General features: G+C 69.7%; 29 protein-coding genes. 8 read left to right on the top strand and 21 right to left on the bottom strand.

The window, feature by feature from the left end:
* Positions 1–405 precede the first annotated feature (405 nt).
* The 3 genes from B1991_RS00285 (at position 406) to B1991_RS00275 (ending at position 3,022) form a co-directional block, all read left to right on the top strand.
* Positions 406–876 carry a hypothetical protein gene (locus B1991_RS00285; protein ID WP_136256700.1) on the top strand — a complete coding sequence of 157 codons (471 nt, stop codon included), beginning with the start codon at positions 406–408 and terminating at the stop codon, positions 874–876.
* Positions 877–1,040: 164 nt separating this feature from the next.
* Positions 1,041–1,991, top strand: coding sequence for a TolB family protein (locus B1991_RS00280; protein ID WP_136256699.1), 951 nt, complete (start codon positions 1,041–1,043; stop codon positions 1,989–1,991).
* Between the two features lie 23 nt (positions 1,992–2,014).
* On the top strand, positions 2,015–3,022 hold the full coding sequence (locus B1991_RS00275) for a TolB-like translocation protein (RefSeq protein WP_136256698.1): 1,008 nt from the start codon (positions 2,015–2,017) through the stop codon (positions 3,020–3,022).
* A gap of 24 nt (positions 3,023–3,046) precedes the next feature.
* Here the strand turns inward: B1991_RS00275 and B1991_RS00270 are convergent, their stop codons facing one another.
* The 8 genes from B1991_RS00270 to B1991_RS00235 form a co-directional block, all read right to left on the bottom strand.
* Positions 3,047–3,412 (bottom strand): cupin domain-containing protein, encoded by a 366-nt coding sequence (locus tag B1991_RS00270; protein ID WP_136256697.1) that lies wholly within the window; start codon positions 3,410–3,412, stop codon positions 3,047–3,049.
* Positions 3,409–3,726, bottom strand: coding sequence for a putative quinol monooxygenase (locus B1991_RS00265; protein WP_136256696.1), 318 nt, complete (start codon positions 3,724–3,726; stop codon positions 3,409–3,411). Before B1991_RS00265 ends, B1991_RS00270 begins: the two co-directional genes overlap by 4 nt.
* 76 nt (positions 3,727–3,802) lie before the next feature.
* The gene (locus tag B1991_RS00260) at positions 3,803–4,996 is read right to left on the bottom strand and encodes an AI-2E family transporter (RefSeq protein WP_425466641.1); all 1,194 of its coding nucleotides are present in this window, start codon (positions 4,994–4,996) and stop codon (positions 3,803–3,805) included.
* Complete coding sequence (locus tag B1991_RS00255; RefSeq protein WP_136256695.1) at positions 4,993–5,349, bottom strand: hypothetical protein; 357 nt, start codon at positions 5,347–5,349, stop codon at positions 4,993–4,995. The genes B1991_RS00260 and B1991_RS00255 overlap by 4 nt, the downstream gene beginning before the upstream one ends.
* A complete protein-coding gene (locus B1991_RS00250; RefSeq protein WP_136256694.1) occupies positions 5,346–5,834 on the bottom strand; it encodes an ABC transporter ATP-binding protein in 489 nt (162 codons plus the stop codon). The genes B1991_RS00255 and B1991_RS00250 overlap by 4 nt, the downstream gene beginning before the upstream one ends.
* Positions 5,835–5,841: 7 nt before the next feature.
* Positions 5,842–6,219, bottom strand: a complete 378-nt coding sequence (locus B1991_RS00245; protein ID WP_136256693.1) for an ElaB/YgaM/YqjD family protein — start codon at positions 6,217–6,219, stop codon at positions 5,842–5,844.
* A gap of 25 nt (positions 6,220–6,244) precedes the next feature.
* Positions 6,245–6,400, bottom strand: coding sequence for a DUF1328 domain-containing protein (locus B1991_RS00240; protein WP_136256692.1), 156 nt, complete (start codon positions 6,398–6,400; stop codon positions 6,245–6,247).
* Between the two features lie 110 nt (positions 6,401–6,510).
* A complete protein-coding gene (locus B1991_RS00235) occupies positions 6,511–7,134 on the bottom strand; it encodes a YbhB/YbcL family Raf kinase inhibitor-like protein (protein WP_136256691.1) in 624 nt (207 codons plus the stop codon).
* A 102-nt stretch (positions 7,135–7,236) separates the two neighbouring features.
* On the opposite strand from B1991_RS00235, the gene B1991_RS00230 reads away from it, so the two are divergent.
* The 3 genes from B1991_RS00230 (at position 7,237) to B1991_RS00220 (ending at position 9,699) form a co-directional block, all read left to right on the top strand.
* Positions 7,237–8,712 (top strand): AAA family ATPase, encoded by a 1,476-nt coding sequence (locus B1991_RS00230; protein ID WP_136256690.1) that lies wholly within the window; start codon positions 7,237–7,239, stop codon positions 8,710–8,712.
* A gap of 70 nt (positions 8,713–8,782) precedes the next feature.
* A complete protein-coding gene (locus B1991_RS00225) occupies positions 8,783–8,947 on the top strand; it encodes a putative quorum-sensing-regulated virulence factor (protein ID WP_425466640.1) in 165 nt (54 codons plus the stop codon).
* 134 nt (positions 8,948–9,081) lie between these two features.
* Entirely contained in the window at positions 9,082–9,699 is a 618-nt protein-coding gene (locus B1991_RS00220; RefSeq protein ID WP_136256689.1) for a 2OG-Fe(II) oxygenase, read from the top strand.
* 185 nt (positions 9,700–9,884) lie between these two features.
* Here B1991_RS00220 and B1991_RS00215 read toward each other — a convergent pair whose 3' ends face one another.
* The 4 genes from B1991_RS00215 to B1991_RS00200 all read right to left on the bottom strand — a co-directional run bounded on the left by B1991_RS00215 (position 9,885) and on the right by B1991_RS00200 (position 15,644).
* Positions 9,885–13,256, bottom strand: coding sequence for a GH92 family glycosyl hydrolase (locus B1991_RS00215; protein WP_136256688.1), 3,372 nt, complete (start codon positions 13,254–13,256; stop codon positions 9,885–9,887).
* A gap of 25 nt (positions 13,257–13,281) precedes the next feature.
* Complete coding sequence (locus B1991_RS00210) at positions 13,282–14,301, bottom strand: YheT family hydrolase (protein WP_136256687.1); 1,020 nt, start codon at positions 14,299–14,301, stop codon at positions 13,282–13,284.
* Positions 14,298–15,098: a lysophospholipid acyltransferase family protein gene (locus B1991_RS00205; protein ID WP_136256686.1), complete on the bottom strand. Its 801-nt coding sequence runs from the start codon at positions 15,096–15,098 to the stop codon at positions 14,298–14,300. The genes B1991_RS00210 and B1991_RS00205 overlap by 4 nt, the downstream gene beginning before the upstream one ends.
* 69 nt (positions 15,099–15,167) lie before the next feature.
* Complete coding sequence (locus B1991_RS00200; RefSeq protein WP_136256685.1) at positions 15,168–15,644, bottom strand: Lrp/AsnC family transcriptional regulator; 477 nt, start codon at positions 15,642–15,644, stop codon at positions 15,168–15,170.
* Between the two features lie 137 nt (positions 15,645–15,781).
* Between B1991_RS00200 and phhA the strand changes: the two genes are divergently transcribed.
* Positions 15,782–16,675, top strand: coding sequence for a phenylalanine 4-monooxygenase (gene phhA / locus B1991_RS00195; protein ID WP_136256684.1), 894 nt, complete (start codon positions 15,782–15,784; stop codon positions 16,673–16,675).
* Positions 16,676–16,684: 9 nt separating this feature from the next.
* Here phhA and B1991_RS00190 read toward each other — a convergent pair whose 3' ends face one another.
* From B1991_RS00190 to B1991_RS00150, 9 genes are all read right to left on the bottom strand, one after another.
* On the bottom strand, positions 16,685–17,377 hold the full coding sequence (locus B1991_RS00190; RefSeq protein WP_136256683.1) for an SGNH/GDSL hydrolase family protein: 693 nt from the start codon (positions 17,375–17,377) through the stop codon (positions 16,685–16,687).
* Positions 17,374–18,108 carry an RES family NAD+ phosphorylase gene (locus B1991_RS00185; RefSeq protein ID WP_136256682.1) on the bottom strand — a complete coding sequence of 245 codons (735 nt, stop codon included), beginning with the start codon at positions 18,106–18,108 and terminating at the stop codon, positions 17,374–17,376. Before B1991_RS00185 ends, B1991_RS00190 begins: the two co-directional genes overlap by 4 nt.
* A gap of 146 nt (positions 18,109–18,254) precedes the next feature.
* Complete coding sequence (locus B1991_RS00180) at positions 18,255–18,659, bottom strand: MbcA/ParS/Xre antitoxin family protein (protein ID WP_136256681.1); 405 nt, start codon at positions 18,657–18,659, stop codon at positions 18,255–18,257.
* 79 nt (positions 18,660–18,738) lie between these two features.
* Positions 18,739–20,544, bottom strand: coding sequence for a DUF885 domain-containing protein (locus tag B1991_RS00175; protein WP_136256754.1), 1,806 nt, complete (start codon positions 20,542–20,544; stop codon positions 18,739–18,741).
* 108 nt (positions 20,545–20,652) lie between these two features.
* The gene (locus B1991_RS00170) at positions 20,653–21,357 is read right to left on the bottom strand and encodes a helix-turn-helix transcriptional regulator (RefSeq protein ID WP_136256680.1); all 705 of its coding nucleotides are present in this window, start codon (positions 21,355–21,357) and stop codon (positions 20,653–20,655) included.
* Between the two features lie 92 nt (positions 21,358–21,449).
* Positions 21,450–22,079: a glutathione S-transferase family protein gene (locus tag B1991_RS00165; RefSeq protein WP_210772062.1), complete on the bottom strand. Its 630-nt coding sequence runs from the start codon at positions 22,077–22,079 to the stop codon at positions 21,450–21,452.
* Between the two features lie 31 nt (positions 22,080–22,110).
* Positions 22,111–22,515 carry a GFA family protein gene (locus B1991_RS00160; protein WP_136256678.1) on the bottom strand — a complete coding sequence of 135 codons (405 nt, stop codon included), beginning with the start codon at positions 22,513–22,515 and terminating at the stop codon, positions 22,111–22,113.
* A complete protein-coding gene (locus B1991_RS00155) occupies positions 22,515–22,700 on the bottom strand; it encodes a hypothetical protein (protein ID WP_136256677.1) in 186 nt (61 codons plus the stop codon). Before B1991_RS00155 ends, B1991_RS00160 begins: the two co-directional genes overlap by 1 nt.
* 8 nt (positions 22,701–22,708) lie before the next feature.
* The gene (locus B1991_RS00150) at positions 22,709–23,317 is read right to left on the bottom strand and encodes a DJ-1/PfpI family protein (protein ID WP_136256676.1); all 609 of its coding nucleotides are present in this window, start codon (positions 23,315–23,317) and stop codon (positions 22,709–22,711) included.
* A gap of 131 nt (positions 23,318–23,448) precedes the next feature.
* Here B1991_RS00150 and B1991_RS00145 point away from each other — a divergent pair, with 131 nt between their 5' ends.
* Entirely contained in the window at positions 23,449–24,465 is a 1,017-nt protein-coding gene (locus B1991_RS00145) for a class 1 fructose-bisphosphatase (protein ID WP_136256675.1), read from the top strand.
* The last annotated feature ends 113 nt before the right edge of the window (positions 24,466–24,578 follow it).

Raw genomic sequence — 24,578 nt, 5'->3', positions numbered from 1 at the left:
AGGCATCCAGCCAGGTAGGAGCGCACCCTGTGCGCGATGCTCTTGCTCCTGTTGCATTCAGAGCGAAAAGCAGTCGATCGCCCGCACTTGTAGGAGCGCGCTTGCGCGCGATGCTCTTTCATCGCGCGCAAGCACGCTCCTAATGGTTGAGTGGGCCTCCGGTGGGCCGATTTGCCGACGAGGGAAACGATCGCCTCGCGTTGGCGACTGCCGGTTACGGCAGGTTTCCGTTTCGCAAAGCGGCGCGCTTGCCTGAATCCGCCGGCCGTTTGCCAAACCGTTCGCATTCGCGGCTTGACGGCGCTAGCAGTTCGGGCATCGCGGGCTGCACGGCGGCGCGAATCGCGCGATAAGGGTTCGGACGGCGGCCGCGGGGGCGGCCGCGTCTGCTCGTTGGGGGCCGCCATGAACAAGATCGCCCTGGTCGCACTGACACTCGCCGCGCTTGCGTTGCCGTGCGGCACGGCACGTGCGGCGGAGGGGTCGGGCACGATGCGCGCGGCCGGTCAGGACGGCGCGCGAGCGGCGACTGCCGGCGTGTTCGATGCGGCCATCGCCAAGTTCGACTGGCATCAGCGGCATGACGGCTTGCTGCTGTCGGTCGGGGCGGTGATCGACGATATCCGCGTGGCCGCCATGGCCCGCCCGCACACGCGCGGCGCGGCGACGTTCGACGAGGCGTGGGATCAGGCGCGCATGCCGTCGCGCCGCCAGCTGGCTGCCTACCTGGGTATCGGCTACCGCGCGACGGACACCGGCTTTTACGCGCAAGCCGGCGTCGCGGCGGCCGCGACCGGCGTGGACGAGGGGCCTCGCCATGTACGGGACCGGACGGTCTATCCGGTGCTGGAGCTGGGCTGGTCGTATCGCTTCTAGCCAGGCGACAAACCCGACATGGCCCCGGCTGGCGCGGCCCGGTCGCGCCGATCGTCCCGTGTGGGCAACCACTGGTCACCGCGGATTTCCGCTTGTCACAAAACGGTCGCACGGCGCGGCGGCGAGACGGCAGGCTGGGCGCACCGCCTTGCCGAGGAACCTGCATGAGCCGTCGCCCACTCACCGTGTTCGCCTGCACCCTTGCCGCGCTGGGCCTGTGCGTCCGCCTCCACGCGGCGGACGCATCCCCCACGCCGGAAGTCTTCGCACCGGGCGCGATCTCCGGGCCGGCCGGGGTGGATTGCCTGACCTTCGCGCCGGACGGCAACACCGTCTACTTCGATCAGCAGGCGCACTGGAACGGTTTCATCATGGAAGCGCATCGCGTCGGCGACGGCTGGTCGGCGCCGCGGATCGCGTCGTTCTCCGGGCAGTGGCAGGACCATGATCCGGCGATGGCGCCGGACGGGTCGTTCCTGGTGTACACGAGCAACCGCGCCGCCACCGCCGGTGGTCCGGCGCTGCACGGCGGCCAGTTGTGGCGCGTCGATCGCCATGGCGACGGCTGGGGCGAGCCGGTGCGGCTGCCCGATGCGGTGAACGTGGGCACCAGCGTCTATGCGCCCAGCGTGGCGGCCAACGGCGACGTGTACTACCAGCGCCGCGACGACGCCACGCACGAGTTCCACCTCTACCGCGCCGCCTGGCATGACGGCCGCTACCAGCCGCCGCAACGCCTCGCGCTGGGCGATCCGGCGGGGCACGAACTCGACCCGGCGATCGCGCCGGACCAGTCGTTCATCGTGTTCGACGCCAACTACGCCGGCAAGGACCAGCCCGACCGGCTGTACCTCGCCTTCCGCGACGGCGACGGCTGGAGCAAGCCGATCGACCTCGGCGACGCGGTGAACCGCTACGAGCCCTGGGGTTCGCACCTGGGGCCGGACGGCCGCACGCTGTACTTCACTAGCAACTACACCGCGAAGGTGAGCTACCCGCGCACGAGCGCGCAGGCGCGGGCGGACCTGGCGCGCATGCGTGCATGGGACAACGGCAACAACCACATCTGGAAGCTGTCGCTGGCGCCGTGGCTCGACGCGCATCGCGACCGCTAAGTCCATTCATCGCAGGAACCACCATGTCCGCAGGCAAACTCACCCTGGCCGCCTGCCTCGCGGCCGCGCTCGTCGCACTGCCTGCCGCCCGCGCGGCGGGCAGCGGCGAACTGCTCGGGCCCGGCACCATCTCCACCGGCGTGCAGGAAACCTCGGTCGCGCTGACGCGGGACGGGAACACGCTGTACTTCATGCGCTCGGATGTCGCCGAGGCCGACGACACCATCATGGTCTCGCATCGCGCGGACGGTCGCTGGTCGCGGCCACGCGTGGCCGCGTTCTCCGGTCAGTGGCACGACTCCGAGCCGACACTGTCGCCCGATGGCCGGCGCCTGTACTTCGTCTCCAACCGGCCGCCGCGACCGGGCGCCGCGGCGGTGAGCGCGACGATGAACGGGCGCTCCTTTGCCGGCACCAACCTCTGGTACGTCGAGCGGCAGGCGCACGGCGGATGGGGCGCACCGGTGCACGTCGACGGGGCGCTCAACGATGGCGCGATGATCTACAACCCGTCGGTGGCGGCCAACGGCGACATCTACTTTTCCGCGCATCGCGCGGATTCGGGCAAGGCGTACCAGATCTACGTGGCACGCGATCACGGCCACGCCGCGCCCGAACGTCTGCCGTTGGGCGAGCTGGCGCACAACCGCATGGATCCGGCCATCGATCCCGCCGGGCGCTTCCTGCTCTACGCCGGCGACGAGGGCGATGCGCTGGGCCGCGCCGACATCTACATCGTGTTCCGCCGGCCCGACGGCAGCTGGGGCAGGCCCGAGCACCTGGGCGGCGAGGTCAACAGCCGCGCACTGGAGAACGCGCCCTCGCTGGGGCCGGCGTTCGGCGAGCTGTTCGTGTCGAGCAACCGCCGCGACGAGGTGAGCTTTCCCAAACCGCGCGACGACGCCGCCACCCTGCAACGACGCCTGCAGTCGCCGTTGAACGGCTCGCGCAACCTCTGGCGCTTCGACATCTCCGCCGTGCTGCGCGCGCACGGCGTCGCACCGGCGGCGGCCGGCGCGACATCACCTTGAGGAACGCCGCGGACTGACGGCGCGCTACACCCACACGTCGTTCTGCGCGGTATAGGCCCCACCGGCATCGCCCGTGTTCACCACGCCGCGCGGCTCGACCAGCATCACGCTGCATTCCTGCCCGGCCACCGGGCGGTGCTCCACGCCTTTGGGCACCACGTACATCTCGCCGGCGGCCAGCGGCACGGCCTTGTCGCGGAACTGCAGCGTCAGCGCGCCCTCGAGCACGATGAACACCTCGTCGGTATCCGCATGCGCGTGCCAGACGAACTCGCCCTGCAGCTTGACCAGCTTGAACTGGTAGTCGTTCATCTCGGCGATGACGCGCGGAGACCAGTGCTCGGTGAACCGGGCCAGCTTGTCGCGCAGGTTGATCGCGTGGTCAGTCATGGCGCATCCCGGGTGGTGTCGTTCTTCGTGTATTGCGGCGTCAGGCGGCGGACCTCGCCCGGTTCGGCCAGCAGGGCGTGCGTGTCGTGCTGGTAGTCGACGAACCACGGCTGCTGCGCAAACTCCAGGATGCTGGCCGGGTCGCCCAGCCCGAACACGAAGATCCGGTCCGGATCGGCGTCGTCGTAGCAGTAGTGGAAGCCGAGCGTGCTGCCGGCGACATAGTCGCGGGCGTATTTCTCCCACACCCGCCGGACCTCGTCGCGCTGGCCGGGCTTGGCCTTGAGTGTCACCAGACTTGCCTGCTTGTTCATCGTCGCTTCCTCGGGGCTGCCGCCGTTTGCGGCCACTCCCAGGACGATCCGGCCACGGCGATCGTGACCGCCGCCATCAGCGCGACACGATCAGCGCGAACCACTCCCAGCCGCGAACGCGCTCGCAGATCAGCTTGGCGCAGGTCAGCATCGGCACCGCCAGCAGCGCGCCGGGGATGCCCCACAGCCAGCCCCAGATCAGCAGCCACAGCAGGATCGCGATCGGCGACAGGCGCATGCTGCGGCCCTGGATCAGCGGGGTGATCAGGTTGCCCTCCACGATGGTGATGGCGGCGAAGGTGAGCGCCGGCAGGAACACGTCCAGCTCGGCGGTCTTCGCGTACAGCATCGACACGAAGGCCAGCACCAGGGTGGTGAAGATCGCCCCCACGTACGGGATGAAGTTGGCGAACATCGCCACCGCGCCCCACAGCAGGGCGTCGGGCACGCCGTACAGCCACAGCATGCCGGCGGTGATCGCGCCCAGGCAGGTGTTGATCGACAGCGCGGTGAGCAGGTAGCGCGAGACCTCGCTCTGGAAACTGCGCACGATGCTGACCGCGTGGCGCTTGTAGGAGAAGCTCGGCGTCAGCTCCACCAGTCGTCGCAGCATGGTGTCGCCGTAGACCAGGAAGAAGAACACCAGCAGCATCACGCTGAGCACCGCGGCAAGCACCTTGGGTGCGGTGGAGACGACATCCCAGGCGCTGATCGACAGCGGCGCCGGCGGCGGCGCGACACTGCGCGAGGTGCCGGTGACCAGGGTCTGGGTGGCGCGATTGGCCGCCTCCAGCGGCTTGGTCAGGCTGCGGAACTTGGGCACGAAGCTGCGGATCGCCGAGGGCGCGCCGTGGAACCAGCCCAGCGCCGGCTGCGCCAGCAGGCCGACCCCGCTGCCGATGCCGGCCACCAGCCCGGTCACCAGCACCAGGGCGGTGAGCCAGCGCGGCAGGTGCAGGCGTGCGCCGGTGGCCACCACCGGGTTGAGCGCCAGCCCGATGAAGGCGGCCAGCACCAGCGGGATCAGCAGCGCGCGGGTCAGGGTGACGGTGTACAGCAAGGCCAGCAGCAGCATCGCGTTGAGCAGGATGCGGATGGCGCGCAGGTGGCGCCGCGTGCCGCGCGCGCTGTGCAGCCGCCGCGCCAGTGGCCGAGGCAGGTCGCCGACCAGCAGCGGGTCGGCCGGCATGTGCGAGAGCATCGCCGCCGAGGTCGCCTCGTGCGCGGCTTCGTCCGCGTTCGGTGGTGGCTGCCCCGGTTCGGCGCTCATGCGGTCGGCGCGCCTCCGTCCGAAGCCGCGGTGGTGGCGGCGTCGCCGGCGGCATCATCGGCGGCGTGCGCGGCCAGACCCGCGGCGGCCATCCCGGCGAGCAGATGGGTGCCTTGCGCCAGCACCTCGGCCAGGCCGCCACCGACCAGCGAGGCCAGCCCCGGCACCCGCAGCGGATGCACGTCGAAACTGCCCAGCGCAAAGCCGGCGCCGGCGGCCAGGCCCACGGTGGTCAGCGGATATTCGCGCCCGCGCGCCAGCAGGGCCGAGGCAGGCTCGCCCACCTCCTGGCGCGCCTGCGTCATGCGCTCCTGCGCGGCGCGCACCCGGGCCATCTGTCTGACGATCTTCATCGACCCTCCTCGTCCGTCGCGGTACGCGACGGCGGCGTGGCCTGGCCATCGGCGAGTCCCGCCCCGACCTTGCGTGCACTATCGCGCATCATCGCACCCCACTGGCCGCGCGTGGCGGGCAGGCTCATCCAGTGCATGCAGCGGCGGAACAGCAGCACCGCGCCGAACAGGAACAGCAACTGCAACAAGGCCAGCACCAGCAGGGCCCACACCCACGAGTCCAGCCACTTCGCCAGCAGCACGCCGAGCAGGCCGAGCACGGAGAGGCCGAAGCCGACCCCGGCCACGGTGGCGGCCAGACCGGCCAGCAACAGCCACGACACGGCGCTGCGCGCCAGCCCCAGTTCGGCGGCGAGCAGCTCCATCTGCGCGCCGAACAGACGCTTCAGCGCCGCGCCCAGCCGGGCGATTTCGTCGAACAGGCCAGACGACGACGGCGCCGGATCCGGCGCCGTCTCGCGGGTGCTGTCACCCTGCTCGTGCATCAGTACTTCAACGTCGCAGGATGCGGCCAAGCAACCAGCCGGCGCCGAGCGCGATGGCCACCGACTGCATCGGCTTCTCGCGCACGTACTCGCGCGCCTGTTCAAGGAGCTCGTCGGCGCGATCGCGGCTGCGCTCGTAGGCGACGCGGCCCTGCTCGCCCACCTCGGCCGCCTTGTCGACGGTGCGATGGGCGGCCGACGCCGTCTTGTCGGTGGCGTGGTGCAAACCCTGCTCCACGCGGTCGGCCGCATGCCCGACCTTTTCCTTGGCGCTGGATACCGCCTGCGAGGTGGCTTGCTTGACGCGCTCCGCGCGCTCGTCGATGCGTTCATCGACGGAGGGTTTGAGGGGGGTGTCTTGCGGGTTCACGGCTTTGTCCGGCATGGCGGTCTCCTGGGGGAAGGACAGACTATCTGGCGCGGCGGAAGAACGCGATGACCGCCAGGATCAGAAAGATGACGAACAGGATCTTCGCGATGCCTGCCGCTGCGCCCGCGATGCCGCCGAAGCCGAGAATCGCGGCGATGATCGCAATGACCAGGAAAACCAGTGCGTAGTGCAACATGGGGAGATCCCTCGTGGTGGGTGGTCGTCATTCACCCACAGCACGCGCCACGCGGACGTGAAGGAGGCGCCGCCGGCCGGCCTGCGGCGCCCCTGCGGGCCGTGCCGGGTTCAGCCAGCCACGGCGGGATTCATGCTGTAGGTGCCGACCAGCGTGACCTGATCCAGCACGTGGCCGGCCATGGCCGCGCGCAGCTGTTCGCGCGAAAAGCCCTTGACCAGGGGCAACGCGGCGACGTCGATCGCGTGGATGGTGAAGTGGTAGTGGTGCAGCAGCGTGTCGTTCCACGGCGGGCACGGCCCGTCGTAGCCCAGGTATTCGCCGCCCATCCCGGCGTCGCCGGCGAACCAGCCGGTGTAGTCGTTCACGCCCTGCACACTGCCTGGCGGGCCGATCGGCTCGCGCTTGCCGCGCGGCGTGATCTCGTCGCTGCACGCACCGGCGGACAGTTCGCCGCACTCGGCCGGGATGTTCGCCATCAGCCAGTGCACGAACTCCACCCGCGGCAGGTCAGCCGGCACCGTGCGGCCGGCCTGGTTCACGTCGTCGCCGCGACTGGGCACGTCGGTGTCGATGCAGGTGAGCACGAACGAGCGCGTGGCCGGCGGTGCGTCGCGCCAGGCCAGGTGCGGGCTGTGGTTGTCCGACAGCGCGAACGGGTCGCCCGGCTTGCCGAACGCGAAGCGCGCGGGAATGCGCTGGCCATCGCCAAAGTTGTCGCTGCGCAGTTGCATGGAATGTCTCCGCCGGGTTGCAGGTGGCGGCCACTGTATACCGCGGCGTAAAGCCAGAGGCGGCGGCGCCCGTTAAACTGGCGCTACTCACGAGGGGACTGCATGAGCGAACTGGACGACCTCACCACGCTGGTGCGCGCGGCAACGCCGCTGCTGGTCATCGAAACCGTGGACGAGCAGCGGGTGATCGACTGCTTCCGCCACGTGATCGCACAGGCGCTGCGCCCGCTGTGGCGCTGGACGCTGACCGACGGCCTGAACCGCCTCGATTTCGCGCAAGGCGAGGGCTCGGTGCCGCCGGACGCCACCGCCACGCTGGACGCGATCCGCGGGCAAACCGAGGCGGGCATCTACCTGCTGTTCGACTTCCATTCGCTGCTGGACTACGCGCGCAGCCTGCGCCAGCTGCGCGAGATCGTGCAGCGCCAGCGCTCGGCGGCGCACACCATCGTGCTGGTGGGCGCGAAGATCGAGCTGCCCGCGGGGCTGGAGGCGCTGGCCCTGCGCGTGCCGCTGTCGCTGCCGGACATCAAGGAGCTCGCCGGCATCCTGCGCGGCGAGGCTGCCGGCTGGCAGCGCGAACAGGGCCGCAAGATCGAGGTGGACAACGACGCCGCGCGCACCATCGTGCGCAACCTGCTCGGCCTGACCGCGCCGGACGCGCGGCGCATCGTGCGCAAGCTGATCTACGCCGACGGCGCGCTCGGCCCGAACGACCTGCCGGTGCTGATGCAGTCCAAGTTCAACCTGCTCAACCGCTCCGGCCTGCTGCATTACGAATACGCCACCGCCAGCTTCGCCGACATCGCCGGCGTCGCGCGCGTGCGCGAATGGGTGCAGCGCCGCCGCCCGGTGTTCCTCTCGCCCGAAGCCGTGCCGCGACTGGACCCGCCCAAGGGCGTGCTGCTGCTGGGCGTGCAGGGTTGCGGCAAGAGCCTCGCGGCGAAGGCAATCGCCGGCGGCTTCGGCGTGCCGCTGGTGCGGCTGGATTTCGGCACGCTGTACAACAAGTACCAGGGCGAGACCGAGAAGAACCTGCGCGAGGCGCTGACCAGCACCGAGCTGCTGAGCCCCTGCGTGCTGTGGATCGACGAGATCGAGAAGGGCCTGGCCAGCGGCGGCGACGATGGCGGCGTGTCGCGCCGCGTGCTCGGCTACCTGCTGACCTGGATGGCCGAACGCAAGGCCAAGGTGTTCACCGTGGCCACGGCCAACGCGGTGCAGGAGTTGCCCGCCGAGCTGCTGCGCAAGGGCCGCTTCGACGAGATCTTCTTCGTCGACCTGCCGAGCGAATCCGTTCGCGCGGAAATCTTCGCCCTGCACCTCAAGCGCCGCCAGCTCGACCCGGCGAACTTCGAGCTGCCCGCGCTGGCCGCCGCCAGCGAGGGTTTCTCCGGCGCCGAGATCGAGCAGTCCATCGTCAGCGCGCTGTACGACACCGCCGGCCAAGGCAATGGCCCGGACCAGGCCGCCCTGCTCCACGCCCTGCAACAGACCCGCCCGCTGTCGGTGCTGATGCGCGAACAGGTGGACACGCTGCGCGCGTGGGCGCAGGGGCGCTGCGTGGCGGCGGACTGAACACGGGCAGCAAATCGCCCTTGCAGAGAGCGCGCAACAGCCGGCCACGGCAGCTGTCTCCCTGTCGAGGGTGACGACACGGGGCGCGGGCCGGCTGCTCGCCGACCTGCCGGCCTGGTTCGCGCGCGAGGGGTTTCCGCCGAGGCAATGGGGGCGGTCGCTTGCGCTGGCGCTGGAGATCGACCACAACGGCCTGGCGGGTCCGCTCGATCCGTTGCGACGGCCGCCGCGCTGAGGACGTTTCGACTTATGCTGCCGGCGCCGCACGGCTGACGGGACCGACCCACCGGCATCTCCGCGGCAACCTTTCCGCGCCGGCCACGACGGGCCTGCACCGGATCGGCAACGTCGTGCATCCCGAGGCGCTCGATGAATTCCGGCAACTCCTCATTCCACGCCGCGGCGGACGCGCTGGCGAGCGACGGCTGGTGCGTCGTGCACGACCTGCTGGAGCCGGCGCAGATCCGCGCGCTGGCGGCCGAGTGCGCGGCGTTGCATGACGCCGGACAGCTGCAGCCTGCAGGCACCGGCATCGGGCAGCTCGATGCGACGCGGCGCGGCGACCGCACGCGCTGGTTCGCCGAAGGCGCGATGAGCGTGCCGCAGCAGGCCTTCGCCGATCGCATCGACGTGTTGCGCGGCGTGCTCAACCGCGAGCTGATGCTGGGCCTGGTCGAGTACGAAGCGCACTACGCGGTATATCGGCCGGGCGCGCGCTATGCGCGTCATCGCGACCGCCTGCGCCACAGCGACGCGCGGGTGGTGTCGGCGGTGTTCTATCTCAACGAGGATTGGCGGGAGGTCGACGGCGGGGCACTGCGGCTGTACCTGGCCGATGGTTCCTCGCGCGACATCCTTCCGCAGGCGGGCAAGCTGCTGCTGTTCCTGTCGGCGCGGTTCGAGCACGAGGTGCTGCCGGCCCGCCGCGACCGCATGAGCATTGCGTGCTGGATGCGCCAGCGCAGCCTTGCCGCCACCAACCCGTAGGAGCCCGCTCGCGGGCGATGCTCTTCGGGATGACCAGACCGTCGTCTGTTGAAGCCGGGATTGGCAAGAGCATCGCCCGCGAGCGGGCTCCTACGGGCGGGCGGTGTGCGGTTCCGTGGGGCGGGCAGTGCCCGCCACCTTTCGTCGCGAACGTGGGACGCAAAGGCTGGCGGGCAGTGCCCGCCCTACGGGGCGGGTCCGAGCAGTTCGATTTCGGCGAGGGCGCGAGGCGATGCGTCCGGTGCCGCGTCGAAGTGCAGTCGGTAGTGCGCGTACTCGCCCGGCGCCGGCACGGCGAATGCCCGGGTCTGCCGGGGCCAGGCGAAGCGTTGCTGTTGGCGGGTATCCAGCGTGCGCCAGTGGTGGCCGTCGACGGAAGCCTGCAGCTGCCAACCCGACGGCGCGGCGACCCCGGTCGCCGAGGTCAGGGTGAGCATGGAGACCCGGCGCGGCGCGGCATAGTGCCAGGCGATCGTGGTCGACGTTGCGGGCAACACGGCTTCGCTGGTGGAGTCGTTGTCGAACAACGCGGGCAGGCCCGCGATGGCCGGCGTGCTGCTGGTGGCGGCAGCGGGATCGCGCAACGGCTGCGGCCGGCCGTGGGTGGTCAGTGACAGCGGCAGCGCGGCCTCGTCGCTGGCCCAGCGTGAGGGCGTCGGCCCCATGAGGAATTCGAGCGTGGCGCCCTGCGCCAGCAGCGCGTGCGGCAGGGTCAGGCGGTTCCACGGCTGGCCGTTGACGCGCAGGCCCTGCACGTAGCGATTGGTGTCGCTCACCGCCGGCGCGTCGATCACGATGTGTTTGCCGTTCTCCAGCGCGATGTCCATGTGCGGGAAGTACGGCGCGCCGATCACGTATGCCGGCGTGCCCATGCGCAGCGGATAGAAGCCGGCGGCGCTGAACAGGTACCAGGCGGACATCTCGCCGTTGTCCTCGTCGCCCGGATAGCCCTGGCCGATCTCGCTGCCGACGTAGAGGCGGCTGAGCACGTCGCGCAGCTTGTCCTGGGTCTTCCACGGCTGGCCGGCGAGGTCGTACATGTAGATGATGTGGTGCGAGGGCTGGTTGCTGTGGCCGTACTGGCCCATGCGTACGTCGCGCGCCTCCAGCATCTCGTGGATCGGCTCGCCGTAGCTGCCGACGTGGAAGTTGCCCGGCGTGGCGAAGAACGCATCGAGCTTGGCCGCGAGTCCGGCGCGGCCGCCGTACAGCGCGGCCAGGCCGGCGCCGTCCTGCGGCGCGTGGAAGGCCATGTTCCAGGCATTGGTTTCGGTGTAGTCGCCGCCCCAGCGCAGCGGGTCGAAATCCTTGGCGTCGTAGCGCCACTTGCCGTTCGCATCGCGGCCGACGAAGAAGCCGACGGCGGGATCGAACAGGTTGACGTAGCCCAGCGCCCGCTGGTGGAAATACGCCGCGTCGTCGGCGTAGTGCGCGGCGTACGGGTCGTTCGCGGCCGGCGCGACGGCCAGCGCGGCGGCGAGATTGCCGATCGCGAAATCGTTGATATAGCCGTCCATCGACCACGACAGCCCTTCGTCGACGGCGGTGTCGGTGTAGCCGTTGAAGATCGAGCGTTCCAGCCCCTTGCGGCCGGTGCCCGCGAGCGGGCTGACCACGGTCGCATCCTTCAGCGCGGACTGGTAGAACGCGCGCACGTCGAAGTGGCGCACGCCCTTCAGCCAGGCATCGGCGAATGCCACGTCGGCGCTGGTGCCCACCATCAGGTCGGCGTAGCCGGGCGACGACCAGCGCGCGATCCAGCCGCCGTCGCGGTACTGCTGCACGAAGCCGTCGATCATCTCGCCGGCCTTCGTCGGCGCGAGCAGCACGTAGGCCGGCCAGGCGGTGCGGTAGGTGTCCCAGAAGCCATTGTTGACGTACGGCTTGCCGTCGACGATGCGCGCGCCGGTGTGCGTGGCCGTGTCCTGGCCGGTGGACGCGGAGAACGGGCTGGCGTATTGCCAGTGCGGCTGCGCGGCGCTGGCGGTGTTCTCGTACGCCGCGTTCGGGTACAGGAACAGGCGGTAGAGGTTGGAATACAGCGTGGTCAGCTCGTCGGCGCTGGCGCCTTTCACCTGGATGATGCCGAGCTGCCGGTCCCATTGCCGCTGCGCACGCTCGCGCACGTCGTCGAAACGGTCGCCCGGCGCGATCTCCAGTGCCAGGTTGTGCCGCGCCTGCGCCACGCCGATCAGCGAGGTGGCGATGCGCAGATTCACCACTTTCGTTTTCGAGGTGTCGAAGCCGAACCACGCGGCGACGTGGTCGCGGCCCTCGCCGGTCAATCGACCGCTCTCGCGGACCGGCTGGTCGACCGTGCCGTAGAAGAACAGCCGCGTGGCGCCGGCGGAGAGCCGGCTCCTCACCTCGGACCAGCCGCTGAAGCTGCGCCCGTCCGGATCGAGGGTGATGCCGCCATGGTCGTCGCGGTTGTCGAACAGCAGCTGCGAACGGTCGCCGGTAAAGGTGAAGCGAAACATCGCGGCATGGTCGGTCGGCGCGATCTCGGCGACGATGCCGTCGTCGAAGGCGACGCGGTAGGTGTGCGCGTGCGCGGTCTCGTTCGCGTGACTGAAGCTCAGCGCCCGCGCCGCGCGGTTGGCGCTGGGTGCGCCGCTGGCCACGGCTGCCGGCATCAGCTGGAAGGTCTGCCGGTCGCCCATCCACGGGCTGGGCTCGTGCGACAGCGCGAATGCCTCCAGCCGCGGGCGGTTGTCGGCGCCGTTGCGCTGCTGGTACTGGTACATCCAGTTCGAGCCGGCGTCGGTCACCGGCGTCCAGAAGTTGAAGCCGTGCGGCACCGCCACCGCGGGGAAGTTGTTGCCGCGCGAGAAGCGGCCGTTGGAGTTGCTGCCGCGGCGGGTGTCGACGAAATCGCTGGGGCGCCGGCGCGTGTCGGCCGGCGCGGCGCCGATGCGCAGGTCGTCCAGGTAGCCCTCGAAGCGGGCCGCCGGACCGTCGTGGCTCAGCACGATGCGCGTGATCGTGCGCCCGGCGGCCACCGCACCCACGTCGATCGACAGGTAGTTCCACTGATCCGGATACAAGGTGCGGCCTTCGCCCTGCGCACGCGCCGACGCGCCGATGCGGTGCTGGTCGCGCGCGCCGCGGCTGGACAGCCGGCTGCCGTCGTCGAACAGCAGGTCCACCGCCACGTAGTTGGCCGGGTTGCGCAGGTCGCCCGCGTTGGAGACGGGAAAGATCAGGTACGACAGCTGCGTGTCCGCGCGCACCGGCAGGTTCACCACGTACAGCGCGACCTGCTGGCGGCCGCCGGCGTCACCGCGGTAGCGCAGCGAATGCAGGCCGCTGAAACCGACGCCGGGCTTGGCAGTGAGCGCCGCCGCCTCGTCGGGGCCGCCGGCGACGGCGACGTTGAAGCGCGGGTCGGGCGCACTCGCCAGGGGTGCCGGTTCGGCCGGTTCGAACGAGCGCAGGAAGGTCGTGGCCGCGGGCGTCGCCGCCAGCGCCAGTCCACCCGGCAGGCAGGCCAGCCACAGGGCGAGGCGCAGGCCGCGCGTCGCATGCCGGCGGATCGTGTCGCTTGCTCGCCTCATCTCGCCCCCTTGCACCGCCAGGTTCTCAACCGATCGGCGACGTGCCGTCGGCCAGCGCGTTGAAGCGCGCCGCGATGTAATCGTCAGTGTAGCTGACCATGTCGCCGCCGCGGATGAAGCCGCAATGGCCGCCGAACTCGGCGATGTCCAGCTCGACGTTGGGCGGCAGGCGCAGCTGCTCGAAGCTGCCGACCGGGATCACCGGGTCGTCTTTCGCGGTGAGGATGGTGGCGGGAATCTGCATCGCCAGCATCGCGTCGCCGGCCACCGAGTAGCCGTCCAGATACTGCTGCAGCGACTTGAAGTCGGTGTGCCGCAGCACCAGCGCTTCGGTCAGCCCGCGCAGGTGCTTCTTCAGCTCCGACATCTCGAAATACTGGTGCTGCGGGAACGCCTTCTGCTTGAGCAGCAGCGAATGGCGCCACTTGCGCATGAAGTACGCCTGGTAGAACCACGGCGCGGTTTCCTCCAGCGAGAACAGGCCCACCGCCGGATCGATGATCGGGCACACCGCCAAGGCGTAGCTGAGCGGAATGCCCACGCGCGAGGTCTGCATCGCCGCGCGCAGGGCGAAGTTGCCGCCCAGCGAGAAGCCGGCCACCGCCATCGGCCGCGCGCTCCAGCGCGTGGCGATCTCGCCCAGCGCGTGCACCACCTCGTCGAGCCGGCAGGAGTGGAACAGCGCCTCGTTGAGCCCGTGGCTGTCACCGTGGTCGCGGAAGTTGAGCCGGAAGATGTCCCAGCCGTCGGCGAGCAGGCGGCTGCCGGTCTGCAGCACGTAGGTGGAATCGACGCTGCCTTCCCAGCCGTGGAACAGCACGGCCAGGCCGCGCGACTGCGGACGGGTCTTCTGCGCGGTATAGGCGCCGCTCAGGCGCACGCCGCCGCCGCCGTCGAGCACCACCGGCTCGGCACCCTGCAGCACGGTCTTCGCCGCACGCGGCAGCAGCAGGCGGCGCACGCCGCTGGAGGACAGCATGGTCTGGATATGGCCGCTGCGCAGGGGCCAGGGCGGGCGAAAATCCTTGCCCCGCGGCAACGTCATGCAGGGCGGTCCGCCAGCGCGGCGGCGATGCGTTCGCGCGACTGCTCGGCCATGCGCCGGCGGCCCTCCGCGCTGGCCGGCACGACCGCCAGGAAATGCACCTCGGCATCCATCGGCGGCTCGCCCAGCAGGCGCACGAAGTTGGCCAGGAAACTCTCGTGTTCGCGGAAACCGGCGTCGATCACGCGGCGGCCGTCGCGGGCGAAGCGCAGCGCCACCGGCTGCACCGGCACCTGGGCCTCGAGCGCAGCCTGGAAGATGCGCGCGTGGAACACCTTGAGCACGCCGTTGTAGCCGCTGCCGCCTTCGGGGAACACCGCCACCGAGCGCCCCGCACGCAGGCGCTCGACCATCACCGCCATCACTGCGGCCAGCGAATGGTTGCTGCCGCGGCGGTGGAAGATGGTGCCGCCGTTGGCGGCCAGCCAGCCGACCAGCGGCCAGCCGGCGATCTCCGCCTTGGCCACGAAACACGCGGCGCGCTGGCTGTGCACCAGCTCGATGTCGATCCACGAGGTGTGGTTGGCCACGAACAGCACCGGATCGGCCAGCGGCTGGCCCACGCGCACCGCGCGCAAGCCGAAGATGCGCATCAGGCCGAGCGACCACCAGCGCACCAGCCGGTGCGGGAACGGCTCGTGGCCGTCGCGCATCACGCGATTGCGGTTCCAGCTCATCACCAGCCCGGCCAGCAGGATCGCCAGCACGGCATGGAGCAGCAGCAGCGGCACTCGCCACAGGTAACGCAGCGGGCGCAGCAGGTCGCGATCGGCAGTAGTGGCGGCGTCGAGGCTCATCAACGAGTTAGTTTAGCGTTAGTCGGCGGCCGTGCGGCCATGCCGGCGCTGAACGGACCCGGCCATGCCTCACCGCTGCAGATGCTGCAGCGGCAGCGAGGGCGAGCGCTTCACCGTGCGCAGCACGAAGCTGGAATTGACGTCGGCCACGCCGCTGGCATTCAGCAGATGATCGAGCAGGAAGCGCGAGAAGTCCTTGAGGTCGGCGACGTAGACGTGCAGCAGGTAGTCCATGTCGCCGGTCAGCGCGTGGCAGGCGACGACCTCGTGCCAGCCGTTGACCCGTTCCACGAAGCGCTCCACCGCGGCGTGCTCGTGCTTGGCCAGCTGCACCCGCACGAAGGCCTGCAGGCCCAGGCCCACCGCCTGCGGATCGACCTGGGCGGCGTAGCCGGTGATGATCTGCGCCGATTCCAGCCGCTGCAGCCGGCGCAGGCAGGCCGAGGGCGACAGGTTGACCCGTTCGGCCAGCTCGGCATTGCTGATGCGGCCTTCGCCCTGCAGCACGGCGAGGATGCGCAGGTCGGTGCGGTCCAGCGTGGCCATGGCAAGATTCTCCGGTGTTTGGCGTGATGCGAGCAAGAATAGTGCAAGCTGCGCCCGGTATCCGGCAACAAAACAAGCTTCATGCCCGCGATTGGGCCTAAGCTGGCGCTTCGAACCCGCTGTCTCCGGAGACCGCCATGGAAACCCCCGCGCCGCGCAAGATCGAACACCAGCAGACCGATCGCGGCTACGTGCCGGTCTACGCCACCGGCGTGGTCGAGCAGCCGTGGACGAGCTACAGCAAGACCGACCACGAGGTGTGGGACACCTTGTTCAAGCGGCAGCGCGAGCTGCTGCCCGGGCGCGCCTGCCGCGAGTTCATGGAAGGCGTGGAGCGCTTCGGCCTGGGCGACGGCGGCATCCCGAAGTTCAGCGAGGTCAACCAGGTGCTCGGCGCCGCCACCGGCTGGCAGCTGGTGGCGGTGGAAGGCCTGCTGCCGGACGAGGTGTTCTTCGACCACCTGGCCAACCGGCGCTTCCCGGTCAGCTGGTGGATTCGCAAGCCCGACCAGCTCGACTACCTCAGCGAACCGGACCTGTTCCACGACCTGTTCGGCCACGTGCCGCTGCTGCTCAACCCGGTGTTCGCCGACTACATGCAGGCCTACGGCCGCGGCGGCATGAAGGCGTTCGCGATCGGCCCCGACGCACTGATGAACCTCACCCGGCTGTACTGGTACACGGTGGAGTTCGGCCTGATGAACACGCCCGAGGGCATGCGCATCTACGGTGCCGGCATCGTCAGCTCCAAGGGCGAGTCGATCTACTGCCTCGATTCGCCCTCGCCCAACCGCATCGGCTTCGGCCTGGAACGCGTGATGAGCACGCGCTACCGCATCGACACCTACCAGCAGACCTATTTCGTGATCGACGACTTCGCGCAGCTGTTCGAGGCGACGCGGCCGGACTTCACGCCGATCTACGCACGCCTGCACGACCAGCCGGCGCACGCGGCGGGCGACGTGCTGGACACGGACCGCGTGTTCACCCGCGGCGACCGCCAGGGCTGGGCGACCAACGCGGATACCTGAGCGCGCGCGTCAATCGCGCGCGGCAGGCTTGCCGTGCGCGTCCATCCACGGCTTGAGCCGCTCGACCCACAGCGCGTAGCCGCGCCGGTTCATGTGCAGGCCATCCGGCCCGAACCATCGCGACTGCGGCTGGCCGTTCTCGCCCAGCATCGGCGTGAACACGTCGACATAGGCCACGCCCGTCTGCGCCGCCGCGTATTCGCGCACCAGCGCGTTCGCCGCGCGAATCTGCGGCAGCAGTGCACGGCGCGCCACGCTGGGCTTGATCGCGATGAAGGCGATCGGCACGCCGGGATCGAACGAGCGCACGCGGTGCACGAAGGCGGCAAGGTCGGCGCGCACCTGCGCCGGGCTGTCGCCGTCGGCCAGGTCGTTGTCGCCGGCATACAGCACGATCGCGCGCGGATGGTACGGCGCCACGATGCGGTCGGCGAAGAAGGTGGCGTCGTCGATCTCCGAGCCGCCGAAGCCGCGGTTGATCGTCGTCACGCCGGGGAAGTCCGCCGCCAGCGTCTTCCACAAGCGGATCGACGAGCTGCCGATGAACAGCACGGCGCCGCGCGGCGGCGGCGTGGCGCGGTCCGCGGCCTGGAATGCGGCGATGTCCGCCTGCCAATGCGCGTGGTCGTTGGCGTGGTTGTCGCGCGCCAGCGCGGGCGCGGCGCACAGGCACAACAGCAATATCGCGGCGATCCTGTTCATGGTGCACTGCCGTCAGTGGGGTTCGACCTTGCCGTGCCGACCGCCTGCGGCCGGCTCAGCTCCGAGACTTCCAGCACCTGCGCGATGCGCGAGCCGTCCCAGCGATAGACCAGGTGCTGCGACTGCACGCAGGGCGCGACCACGTCGGGCTGGAACGCGGCCAGGCATTCGCCGCCCGGGTGGCGGGCACTGTCGTAGACGATGCCGTTGGAACCCGCCTCGCGCAACACCCGCGCCAGTTTCACGCTGGCCGTATAGACGTCCGGATCGTGCTCGGCCTTCCAGCCGCCGCGGATGTCGTGCAGGCGGCTGTCCACGCTGGTGCGGTAGCAGCGCATCTGGATGCTGCAGGCCGGCTCGGCAGTGGCGGCGAGGAAGCGCTCGCGGTGGTACACGGTTTCCTCCACCGCGGTGGCCACGCTGTGCGCGGCGTAGAACACGCCCCAGGTGCCGTCGGAGAAACGGCTGCCTTCCGGGTTGAGATGGGTGAACGCGGCCATCACCGGGGTGGAGCCGGGCCCGCTGATGCGGTGCTCCTTCGGCACCAGCTTCAGCGCGTCGGCCTCCTCGCGCAGGCGCGGGTTGGTCAGCGCCTCGACCGCGAACAGCGCATCGATGTCGGCCGGAGCGGCGATGCGGTCGTACACGCCGATCGGCGGAAAGCGGCTGGGCACGATGCGCCAGGCATGGCTCCAGCGGATGCGTTTGACGGGTGGCAAGGAGGGCGACATCGGTTTTCCGTGGACAGGCATCAGCCTCGTGGGAGCGCACTTGTGCGCGATGCCCTTCGCGTTGGGCCTGAAACAAAAGCATCGCGCACAAGTGCGCTCCTACGGGGGTATCGCAGCGTCGCGGATGGATGTATCGCGGGCTGCGATCAGCCGCGCTGCGCGTCCAGGTACTGGCGCACCACGTACAGGTCGGCAACGTTGCCCGACAGCATGCGCTCGAGCGCGGAGTGGCCGCCGAACAGCGACGCCGCGTTCGGCTTGTGCAGCCAGGCGTCGGCCTGGGCCGGGTCGGGGAACAGGATCTGCAGCGACTTCCAGATGCCGAGCAGGTAGCTGATGCGCTCGAGCGTGTCGCGGCCCGGGCTGCCGCCCTGCTCGCGCTTCCACTTGTAGAAGGTGGATTCGGGCGGGTCGCCGAGCAGGCGGCGCTGCTCGGCCGTGCGCAACTGCCATGCCTCGGCAAGGCGGAAGAAACCGCGCAAGGCGGGTGGTCCGAGGGTATCGGCGGGCGGCGCGTGACGCGGCGAGGCTTCGGCGAGGCGGGCGGTCATGGTGGCGACTCTCCCTGTGAAGTACGCCTTGATATTACTACATCCGTGAAGTCACCTGTCCAGCCCGCCCGGGTGGCGCTCAGGCGCCGTCGCCGGTGCCTTGCGCCTTGGCGCAGTCACAGCCGAAATCCGGCTCCGGGCCGCCGTCGGCGATGAAGTGGTCGATGCGCTTCTCCAGCACCGGCAGCGGCACCGAGCCGGTGGACAGCACGGTGTCGTGGAAGTGGCGGATGTCGAACTTCGCGCCCAGCGCCTGCTCCGCCTTCTCGCGCAGCTCGCGGATCTTGAGGTAGCCCAGCTCGTAGGACAGCGCCTGGCCGGGCCAGCTGATGTAGCGGTCGACCTCGTTGGCGATCTCGCGGTCGGACAGCGCGGTGTTGCCGGTCAGGTAGTCGATCGCCTGCTGGCGGGTCCAGCCCAGGTGGTGCACGCCGGTGTCGACCACCAGCCGGCACGCGCGCCACATCTGGTAGGTGAGGAAGCCGAACTTCTCGTAGGGCGTCTTGTAGATGCCCATCTCGTTGCCGAGGTATTCCGAGTACAGGCCCCAGCCCTCGCCATAGGCGGAGATGTAGCCGTTGCGGCGGAACGCCGGCTGGTCATGCCGTTCCTCGGCCAACTCGAGTTGCAGCGCGTGGCCCGGATACGACTCGTGCAGGGTCAGCGCCGGCATGTTGTACAGCGGCCGCGAGGGCAGATCGTAGGTGTTGACCAGGTAGGCATTGGCGCCGCCGCGGCCGGAGGTGTAGTACGGCGCGATGTCGGCCGGTACCGGCACGATGGCGAAGCGCGAACGCGGCAGGTGGCCGAAGAATTTGGCCATCTGGCCGTCCACTTCCTTGGCCACCCACGCGCTCTTGTCGAGCAGCTCCTGCGGGGTTTTGGCGTAGAACTGCGGATCGCTGCGCAGGAAGGCCAGGAAGGCCGGGAAGTCGCCCTTGAAGCCGGTGTCCTTCATCACCTCCAGCATCTGCGCGTGGATCTTCGCCACCTGCTCCAGGCCGATCTTGTGGATCGCATCGGGGCTGAGGTCGAGCGTGGTGTACTCGCGGATCTGCTGGCGGTAGAACGCCTTGCCGTCGGGCAGCGCCTCGGCCGCCAGCGTGGTGCGCGCCTGCGGCACGTATTCGTCGCGGAAGAACGCCAGCAGCTTGGCGTAGGCCGGGATCACCTCGTCGCGGATGCGCTGCAGCGCCTGGCCCTGCAGCGCCTGCGCCTGGTCGGCGGGGATCGTGGCGGGCAGCTGTTTGAACGGCTTGTAGAAGCTGCTCTGGGTGGGGTCTTTCAGATCCGCCACCGCGGCGATGGAAACGTCGCGGCCCTTGAGCACTTCGCGCGGCACGCTGAAGCCGCGTTTCAGGCCCAGCCGCATGTTGGCGATCTGCTGGTCGAAATAGGCCGGGATCTGGTCCAGCCGGTCGAGGTACTTGTGGTAGTCGTCGACACTGCGCAGGCGGCCGCCGCCGAGCTCGTAGCCGATGTCCGACCAGAACGCCGAGTCGCTGTTGAACGGCATCTGCCAGGTCTTGAACTTCTGGTCGGCCAGCAGATTGCCGATCTGCGCGTGGTAGACCTCGAAGTTGACCCGATTGCCCGGCGACAGCTGCGCCACGTCGATGGCGTCGAGCTGCTTCATCACGCGCTGCCAGTAATCCAGCCGCCGCTGCTGGCTGGCCGCGTCGACGTCATCGAGCCGGCCGCTGTCGGCACTGGCGTCCGTACTGCCGGGGTGGCCGCTGCGCCACGCCCATTCGGTGGTGTAGATGCGCTTGAACTGCGCATCCGCACTGCTCGCGGCGGCGGCCGGCACCGCCGTCGCCGAAGCCACGGCGAACACGCCGAACGCCAGTGCCAGCGCGGCGAGGCGGGTGATCCTGGAAGTCATCTTCAACACGGGCTCCTTGGCGGGCAATCGGCGGGCGGAACGCAGCGCGATCCGGCGAACCCGTCAAGCCTAACGCGCTGGCCGCGGCTTGAACACGGCGAACCGCGTTCAGCGCAGCGCGAGCTGGTCCACGCCCACCGCACGCAGGTAGGCGGCCAGGCCGCGCTCGGCGACGTCGGCGAACACTTCGCCGGTGGGCGTGCCGGTGCCGATGCGGTCGGGGCGGAAATTGCGGAAATCCCCGCGCAACCGGCACCACGCGCCCAGCGTCCACTTGCCGCCCCAGAACGACAGGCACAGCGGCTCGACCTCGCGCACGCTGGATTGCCCGGCCTCGTCGCGATAGTCCAGCCGCAGCACCTGGTTGCCGACGATGGCCGCGTGCAACTGGTCGATCAGCGCGGCGAAATCCTCGCGGTACTGGTCGCGCCAGACCGGGGCGAAGATGCGCGTGCTGCCGGCGCGCTCGCGCAGGTCCGGCGGCAATACTGCCTCGATCTTCAACAGCGCCGCCCGCGCGCTCTCGGCCAGGCGCACGCCGGCGAAGGCCTGCACGAAGCGCGAACCGACCACCAGGGCCTCGAGCTCGTCGGCGTTGAACATCAGCGGCGGGATGTCCGAACCCTTGCGCAGCATGTAGCCGACGCCGGCCTCGCCCTCGATCGGCACGCCGGACAATTGCAGGTCGGCCACGTCCCGGTACACCGTGCGCAGCGACACGCCCAGGGTCTGCGCCAGCGCACGCGCCTGCAGCGCGGTACGCCGACCGCGCAGCGCGTGGATGATGAGGAACAGGCGATCGGCGCGACGCATCCGCGCATGATTACCGAGGCGGCGCGCGCCTGCCAGCGTCGAAGGTCATGGCCGCGACGAACGCGGACGCAATGCGCGACCCTGCCCATGGCTCACGCCGACTGCGCCGCCACCAGCGCGGCATCGGCCGCGGCCGCACGCTGCATCGCCGGGCGCGCCAGCACGCGGTCGATGTAGGCACGGATCACCGGCAGCTCGGGCACCAGCTTGAACATCACCGTCCAGTTCAGCGCCGTGCCCCACAACACGTCGGCGGCACTGAAGGTCTCGCCCAGCAGGTACGGCCCGCGCTCGAGCTGGTCCGTCAGCGTCTTCAGCATGGTGTCGTAATCGCCGTAGGCACAGGTTGACGGCGGCGCGGGTTCGCGCTGCATCGACTTGTCGATCACCGCCGGCTCGAAGCACGAACCGTAGTAGACCAGCCAGCGCAGATACGGCCCGCGCAGCGGATCGCCGAGCGGCGGCGCCAGCCCGGCTTCGGGGTAGAGATCGGCCAGGTACAGGAACACCGCCGGCTGCTCGGTGATCAGCGCCTCGCCGTGGCGGATTGCCGGCACCTTGCCCATCGGGTTGATCGCCAGGTACTCCGGCTTGCGCGTGTCGCCGGTCTTCAGGTTGAGCGCATGCAGGTCGTAGTCGGCGCCGAGCTCCTCGAGCAGGGCGCGGGTGCCGGCGGAACGGCTCTGCGGGGCGTGGAAGAAGGTGACGCGTGGCTTGCTCATCATGGCCCTCCTGACGATCGGGTGGAAAGTTTCAGAGATGCCGCGTCTCGGCTGGAGCCGACATCCAGTTGTCGTGGCGGCCGTCGGAGAAGCGCAGCGGCGCGTCGATCAGTTCCCGAGGGTCGACGTCGTCGAGGCAGGCCAGGCTGATCGACACGTAGTCGCCGCCGATCTGCTCGACGTAACCGCGGCCGAACGACCGCACGCCGCAGTGCCGGCAGAACAGGTGGTGTGTACTGCGGGTGTTGAACTGGTAGTCGGACAGCGCATCCTCGCCTGTCAGCAGGCGGAAGGCATCGGGCTTGATCACTGCGCCCCAGTCGCGCGTCTTGGTACAGATCGAGCAGTTGCAGCGGCCGGTGCCCGCGGCGAGGTCGAGGTCGGCCTCGTAGCGCACTGCGCCGCAATGGCAGCTGCCGTGATAGGTGCGGATCATCACTTGCTCCGATGGTGGAAGACGATGTGGGTCAGCGCGGCCAGCAGGGTGCGTCGGCGGGCCCGGGCCACGCCGGCGGCGCCCGGCGAAGCCGCCTTCGGCAGCCGGTACTGGCCGTCGAGCAGCAGGCCGTGCAGGTACAGCGGGCGATAGGCGGCCACGGTGCGTTGCAGGAGCTTGTTCATCGCGCCCCTCAGGCTGCCATCGCTTCGCCGACGCACCAGGGCGGCAGCTGTGCGTGCTTGAACAGGCGGTACCAGTCCTCGCGGTCGGCATCGCCGTAGAGATCCAGCGTGTGGATCACCTCGCGCGCGAACTCGATGCTGCCCAGGTGGCTGGCGCTGATCACGCCGTCGTCGCTGACCGCCAGCACCTCGGCGTCGAACTGCTCGGCGCCGCGGTAGCCGGGCACCTGTGCCGCCAGCTGGCCGGCCCAGTTGCCGGTGTGCCGGCGATGGTCGAGCAATCCGCTGCGGGCCAGCGCCAGCACGCCGCTGTCGATGCCGGCCACCGGCGCGCCGGCGGCGTGCACGCGGGCGATCAGTTCCACCGCCGCATGCCCCTCATCGCGCAACCACAAGTGGCCGCCGGGCACGATCAGCAAGGCCGCCCGCGCCAGCTCGACCTCTTCCAGGGCGAGGTCCGGCTTCACCGCCAGGCCGCCCATCGAGGTCACCATGGCCCGCGAGAAACCCGCGGTGCGCACCTCCCAGTCGCCGGGGCGGCGGATCTCGCACAGTGCCAGTGCGGCCTGCCAGTCGGCAAAACCGTCGAACACCACGAAATAGACCGTGTCGCGCATGTCGTATCCCTCCGTCTTGGAGGTACAGCTTGGCGACCCCCTGCTGCCAACGTGTTGTCAGCAGGGGCTGGCCCCACGCCCCGCTTGCCGACAAATGCGACAATCTGCGTTTCCTACGCCACGGACCCGACATGAAACCCGTCTCGCTGATCCAGTTCCTGATCGAGGAACGCCGCGCCGGCCACATCAATGCCGAACTCTCGCTGCTGATCGAGGTGGTCGCGCGCGCCTGCAAGCGCATCGCGGTGGCGACCGGCAAGGGCGCGCTGGGCGGCGTGCTGGGCGAGGCCGGCACGGGCAACATCCAGGGCGAGGCGCAGAAGAAGCTGGACGTGATCTCCAACGAGATCCTGCTGGAGGCGAATGCCTGGGGCGGCCACCTCGCCGCCTGCGCCTCGGAGGAGATGGAAGACCCGCAGCAGATTCCGGACGGCTATCCGAAGGGCCAGCACCTGCTGCTGTTCGATCCGCTGGACGGCAGCTCCAACATCGACGTGAACATCTCCGTCGGCACGATCTTCTCGGTGCTGCGCTGCCCGGACGGCGTGACCGAGCCGAAGGCCGCACACTTCCTGCAGCCGGGCACCACCCAGCTCGCCGCCGGCTACGTGGTGTACGGCCCGGCCACCGTGCTGGTGCTGACCTTCGGCCACGGCACCCACGAGTTCACGCTGGACCGCGAGGTGGGCAGCTTCGTGCTCAGTCGTCGCAGTATCCGCATTCCCGAGCAGGCCACCGAGTTCGCCATCAACATGTCCAACCAGCGTCACTGGCAGGCGCCGATGCAGCGCTACATCGGCGAACTGCTGGCCGGCAAGACCGGCCCGCGCGGCAAGGATTTCAACATGCGCTGGGTCGCCTCGATGGTCGCCGACGTGCACCGCATCGTGACCCGCGGCGGCGTGTTCTATTACCCGCTGGACGCGAAGATCGAGAAGCAGGGCGGCAAGCTGCGCATCATGTACGAGGCCAACCCGATGGCCTTCATCATCGAGCAGGCCGGCGGCGCGGCGACCACCGGTCGCCAGCGCATCATGGAGATCCAGCCCACCGGCCTGCACCAGCGCGTGCCGGTGTTCCTCGGCTCGAAGGAAGAAGTGGAGCTGGCCACGCGCTATCACCTGGACGCCGACGGCGTCGTGGGCTGACGCTTCCTGCACCCTCCCCTGCTCCGCAGGGGAGGGTTGGGGTGGGGTCGCTCTTTGCCTCAAGATCAAAAGCCTCACCCCCTCCCAGCCCCCCCCTGCATGCAGGGGGAGGC

The sequence above is a fragment of the Rhodanobacter lindaniclasticus genome (genome assembly GCF_004799035.1).
Taxonomy (GTDB): domain Bacteria; phylum Pseudomonadota; class Gammaproteobacteria; order Xanthomonadales; family Rhodanobacteraceae; genus Rhodanobacter; species Rhodanobacter lindaniclasticus.
The sequence above is the reverse complement of the archived record's forward strand: the minus strand, read 5'-3'. Positions and strand labels throughout refer to the sequence as shown.

Excerpts from the sequence above, each read along its gene's own strand:
- B1991_RS00205 (WP_136256686.1), bottom strand. The coding sequence starts at position 15,098 with ATGAGCCTCGACGCCGCCACTACTGCCGATCGCGACCTGCTGCGCCCG.
- B1991_RS00150 (WP_136256676.1), bottom strand. The coding sequence starts at position 23,317 with ATGCGCGACACGGTCTATTTCGTGGTGTTCGACGGTTTTGCCGACTGG.
- B1991_RS00250 (WP_136256694.1), bottom strand. The coding sequence starts at position 5,834 with ATGCACGAGCAGGGTGACAGCACCCGCGAGACGGCGCCGGATCCGGCG.
- B1991_RS00220 (WP_136256689.1), top strand. The coding sequence starts at position 9,082 with ATGAATTCCGGCAACTCCTCATTCCACGCCGCGGCGGACGCGCTGGCG.
- B1991_RS00235 (WP_136256691.1), bottom strand. The coding sequence starts at position 7,134 with ATGCAACTGCGCAGCGACAACTTTGGCGATGGCCAGCGCATTCCCGCG.
- B1991_RS00285 (WP_136256700.1), top strand. The coding sequence starts at position 406 with ATGAACAAGATCGCCCTGGTCGCACTGACACTCGCCGCGCTTGCGTTG.
- B1991_RS00255 (WP_136256695.1), bottom strand. The coding sequence starts at position 5,349 with ATGAAGATCGTCAGACAGATGGCCCGGGTGCGCGCCGCGCAGGAGCGC.
- B1991_RS00175 (WP_136256754.1), bottom strand. The coding sequence starts at position 20,544 with ATGACTTCCAGGATCACCCGCCTCGCCGCGCTGGCACTGGCGTTCGGC.
- B1991_RS00280 (WP_136256699.1), top strand. The coding sequence starts at position 1,041 with ATGAGCCGTCGCCCACTCACCGTGTTCGCCTGCACCCTTGCCGCGCTG.
- B1991_RS00215 (WP_136256688.1), bottom strand. The coding sequence starts at position 13,256 with ATGAGGCGAGCAAGCGACACGATCCGCCGGCATGCGACGCGCGGCCTG.
- B1991_RS00230 (WP_136256690.1), top strand. The coding sequence starts at position 7,237 with ATGAGCGAACTGGACGACCTCACCACGCTGGTGCGCGCGGCAACGCCG.
- B1991_RS00265 (WP_136256696.1), bottom strand. The coding sequence starts at position 3,726 with ATGAACAAGCAGGCAAGTCTGGTGACACTCAAGGCCAAGCCCGGCCAG.
- B1991_RS00200 (WP_136256685.1), bottom strand. The coding sequence starts at position 15,644 with ATGGCCACGCTGGACCGCACCGACCTGCGCATCCTCGCCGTGCTGCAG.
- B1991_RS00180 (WP_136256681.1), bottom strand. The coding sequence starts at position 18,659 with ATGACCGCCCGCCTCGCCGAAGCCTCGCCGCGTCACGCGCCGCCCGCC.
- B1991_RS00270 (WP_136256697.1), bottom strand. The coding sequence starts at position 3,412 with ATGACTGACCACGCGATCAACCTGCGCGACAAGCTGGCCCGGTTCACC.
- phhA (WP_136256684.1), top strand. The coding sequence starts at position 15,782 with ATGGAAACCCCCGCGCCGCGCAAGATCGAACACCAGCAGACCGATCGC.
- B1991_RS00185 (WP_136256682.1), bottom strand. The coding sequence starts at position 18,108 with ATGTCGCCCTCCTTGCCACCCGTCAAACGCATCCGCTGGAGCCATGCC.
- B1991_RS00190 (WP_136256683.1), bottom strand. The coding sequence starts at position 17,377 with ATGAACAGGATCGCCGCGATATTGCTGTTGTGCCTGTGCGCCGCGCCC.
- B1991_RS00145 (WP_136256675.1), top strand. The coding sequence starts at position 23,449 with ATGAAACCCGTCTCGCTGATCCAGTTCCTGATCGAGGAACGCCGCGCC.
- B1991_RS00160 (WP_136256678.1), bottom strand. The coding sequence starts at position 22,515 with ATGATCCGCACCTATCACGGCAGCTGCCATTGCGGCGCAGTGCGCTAC.
- B1991_RS00155 (WP_136256677.1), bottom strand. The coding sequence starts at position 22,700 with ATGAACAAGCTCCTGCAACGCACCGTGGCCGCCTATCGCCCGCTGTAC.
- B1991_RS00165 (WP_210772062.1), bottom strand. The coding sequence starts at position 22,079 with ATGAGCAAGCCACGCGTCACCTTCTTCCACGCCCCGCAGAGCCGTTCC.
- B1991_RS00210 (WP_136256687.1), bottom strand. The coding sequence starts at position 14,301 with ATGACGTTGCCGCGGGGCAAGGATTTTCGCCCGCCCTGGCCCCTGCGC.
- B1991_RS00245 (WP_136256693.1), bottom strand. The coding sequence starts at position 6,219 with ATGCCGGACAAAGCCGTGAACCCGCAAGACACCCCCCTCAAACCCTCC.
- B1991_RS00170 (WP_136256680.1), bottom strand. The coding sequence starts at position 21,357 with ATGCGTCGCGCCGATCGCCTGTTCCTCATCATCCACGCGCTGCGCGGT.
- B1991_RS00260 (WP_425466641.1), bottom strand. The coding sequence starts at position 4,996 with ATGAGCGCCGAACCGGGGCAGCCACCACCGAACGCGGACGAAGCCGCG.
- B1991_RS00275 (WP_136256698.1), top strand. The coding sequence starts at position 2,015 with ATGTCCGCAGGCAAACTCACCCTGGCCGCCTGCCTCGCGGCCGCGCTC.
- B1991_RS00240 (WP_136256692.1), bottom strand. The coding sequence starts at position 6,400 with ATGTTGCACTACGCACTGGTTTTCCTGGTCATTGCGATCATCGCCGCG.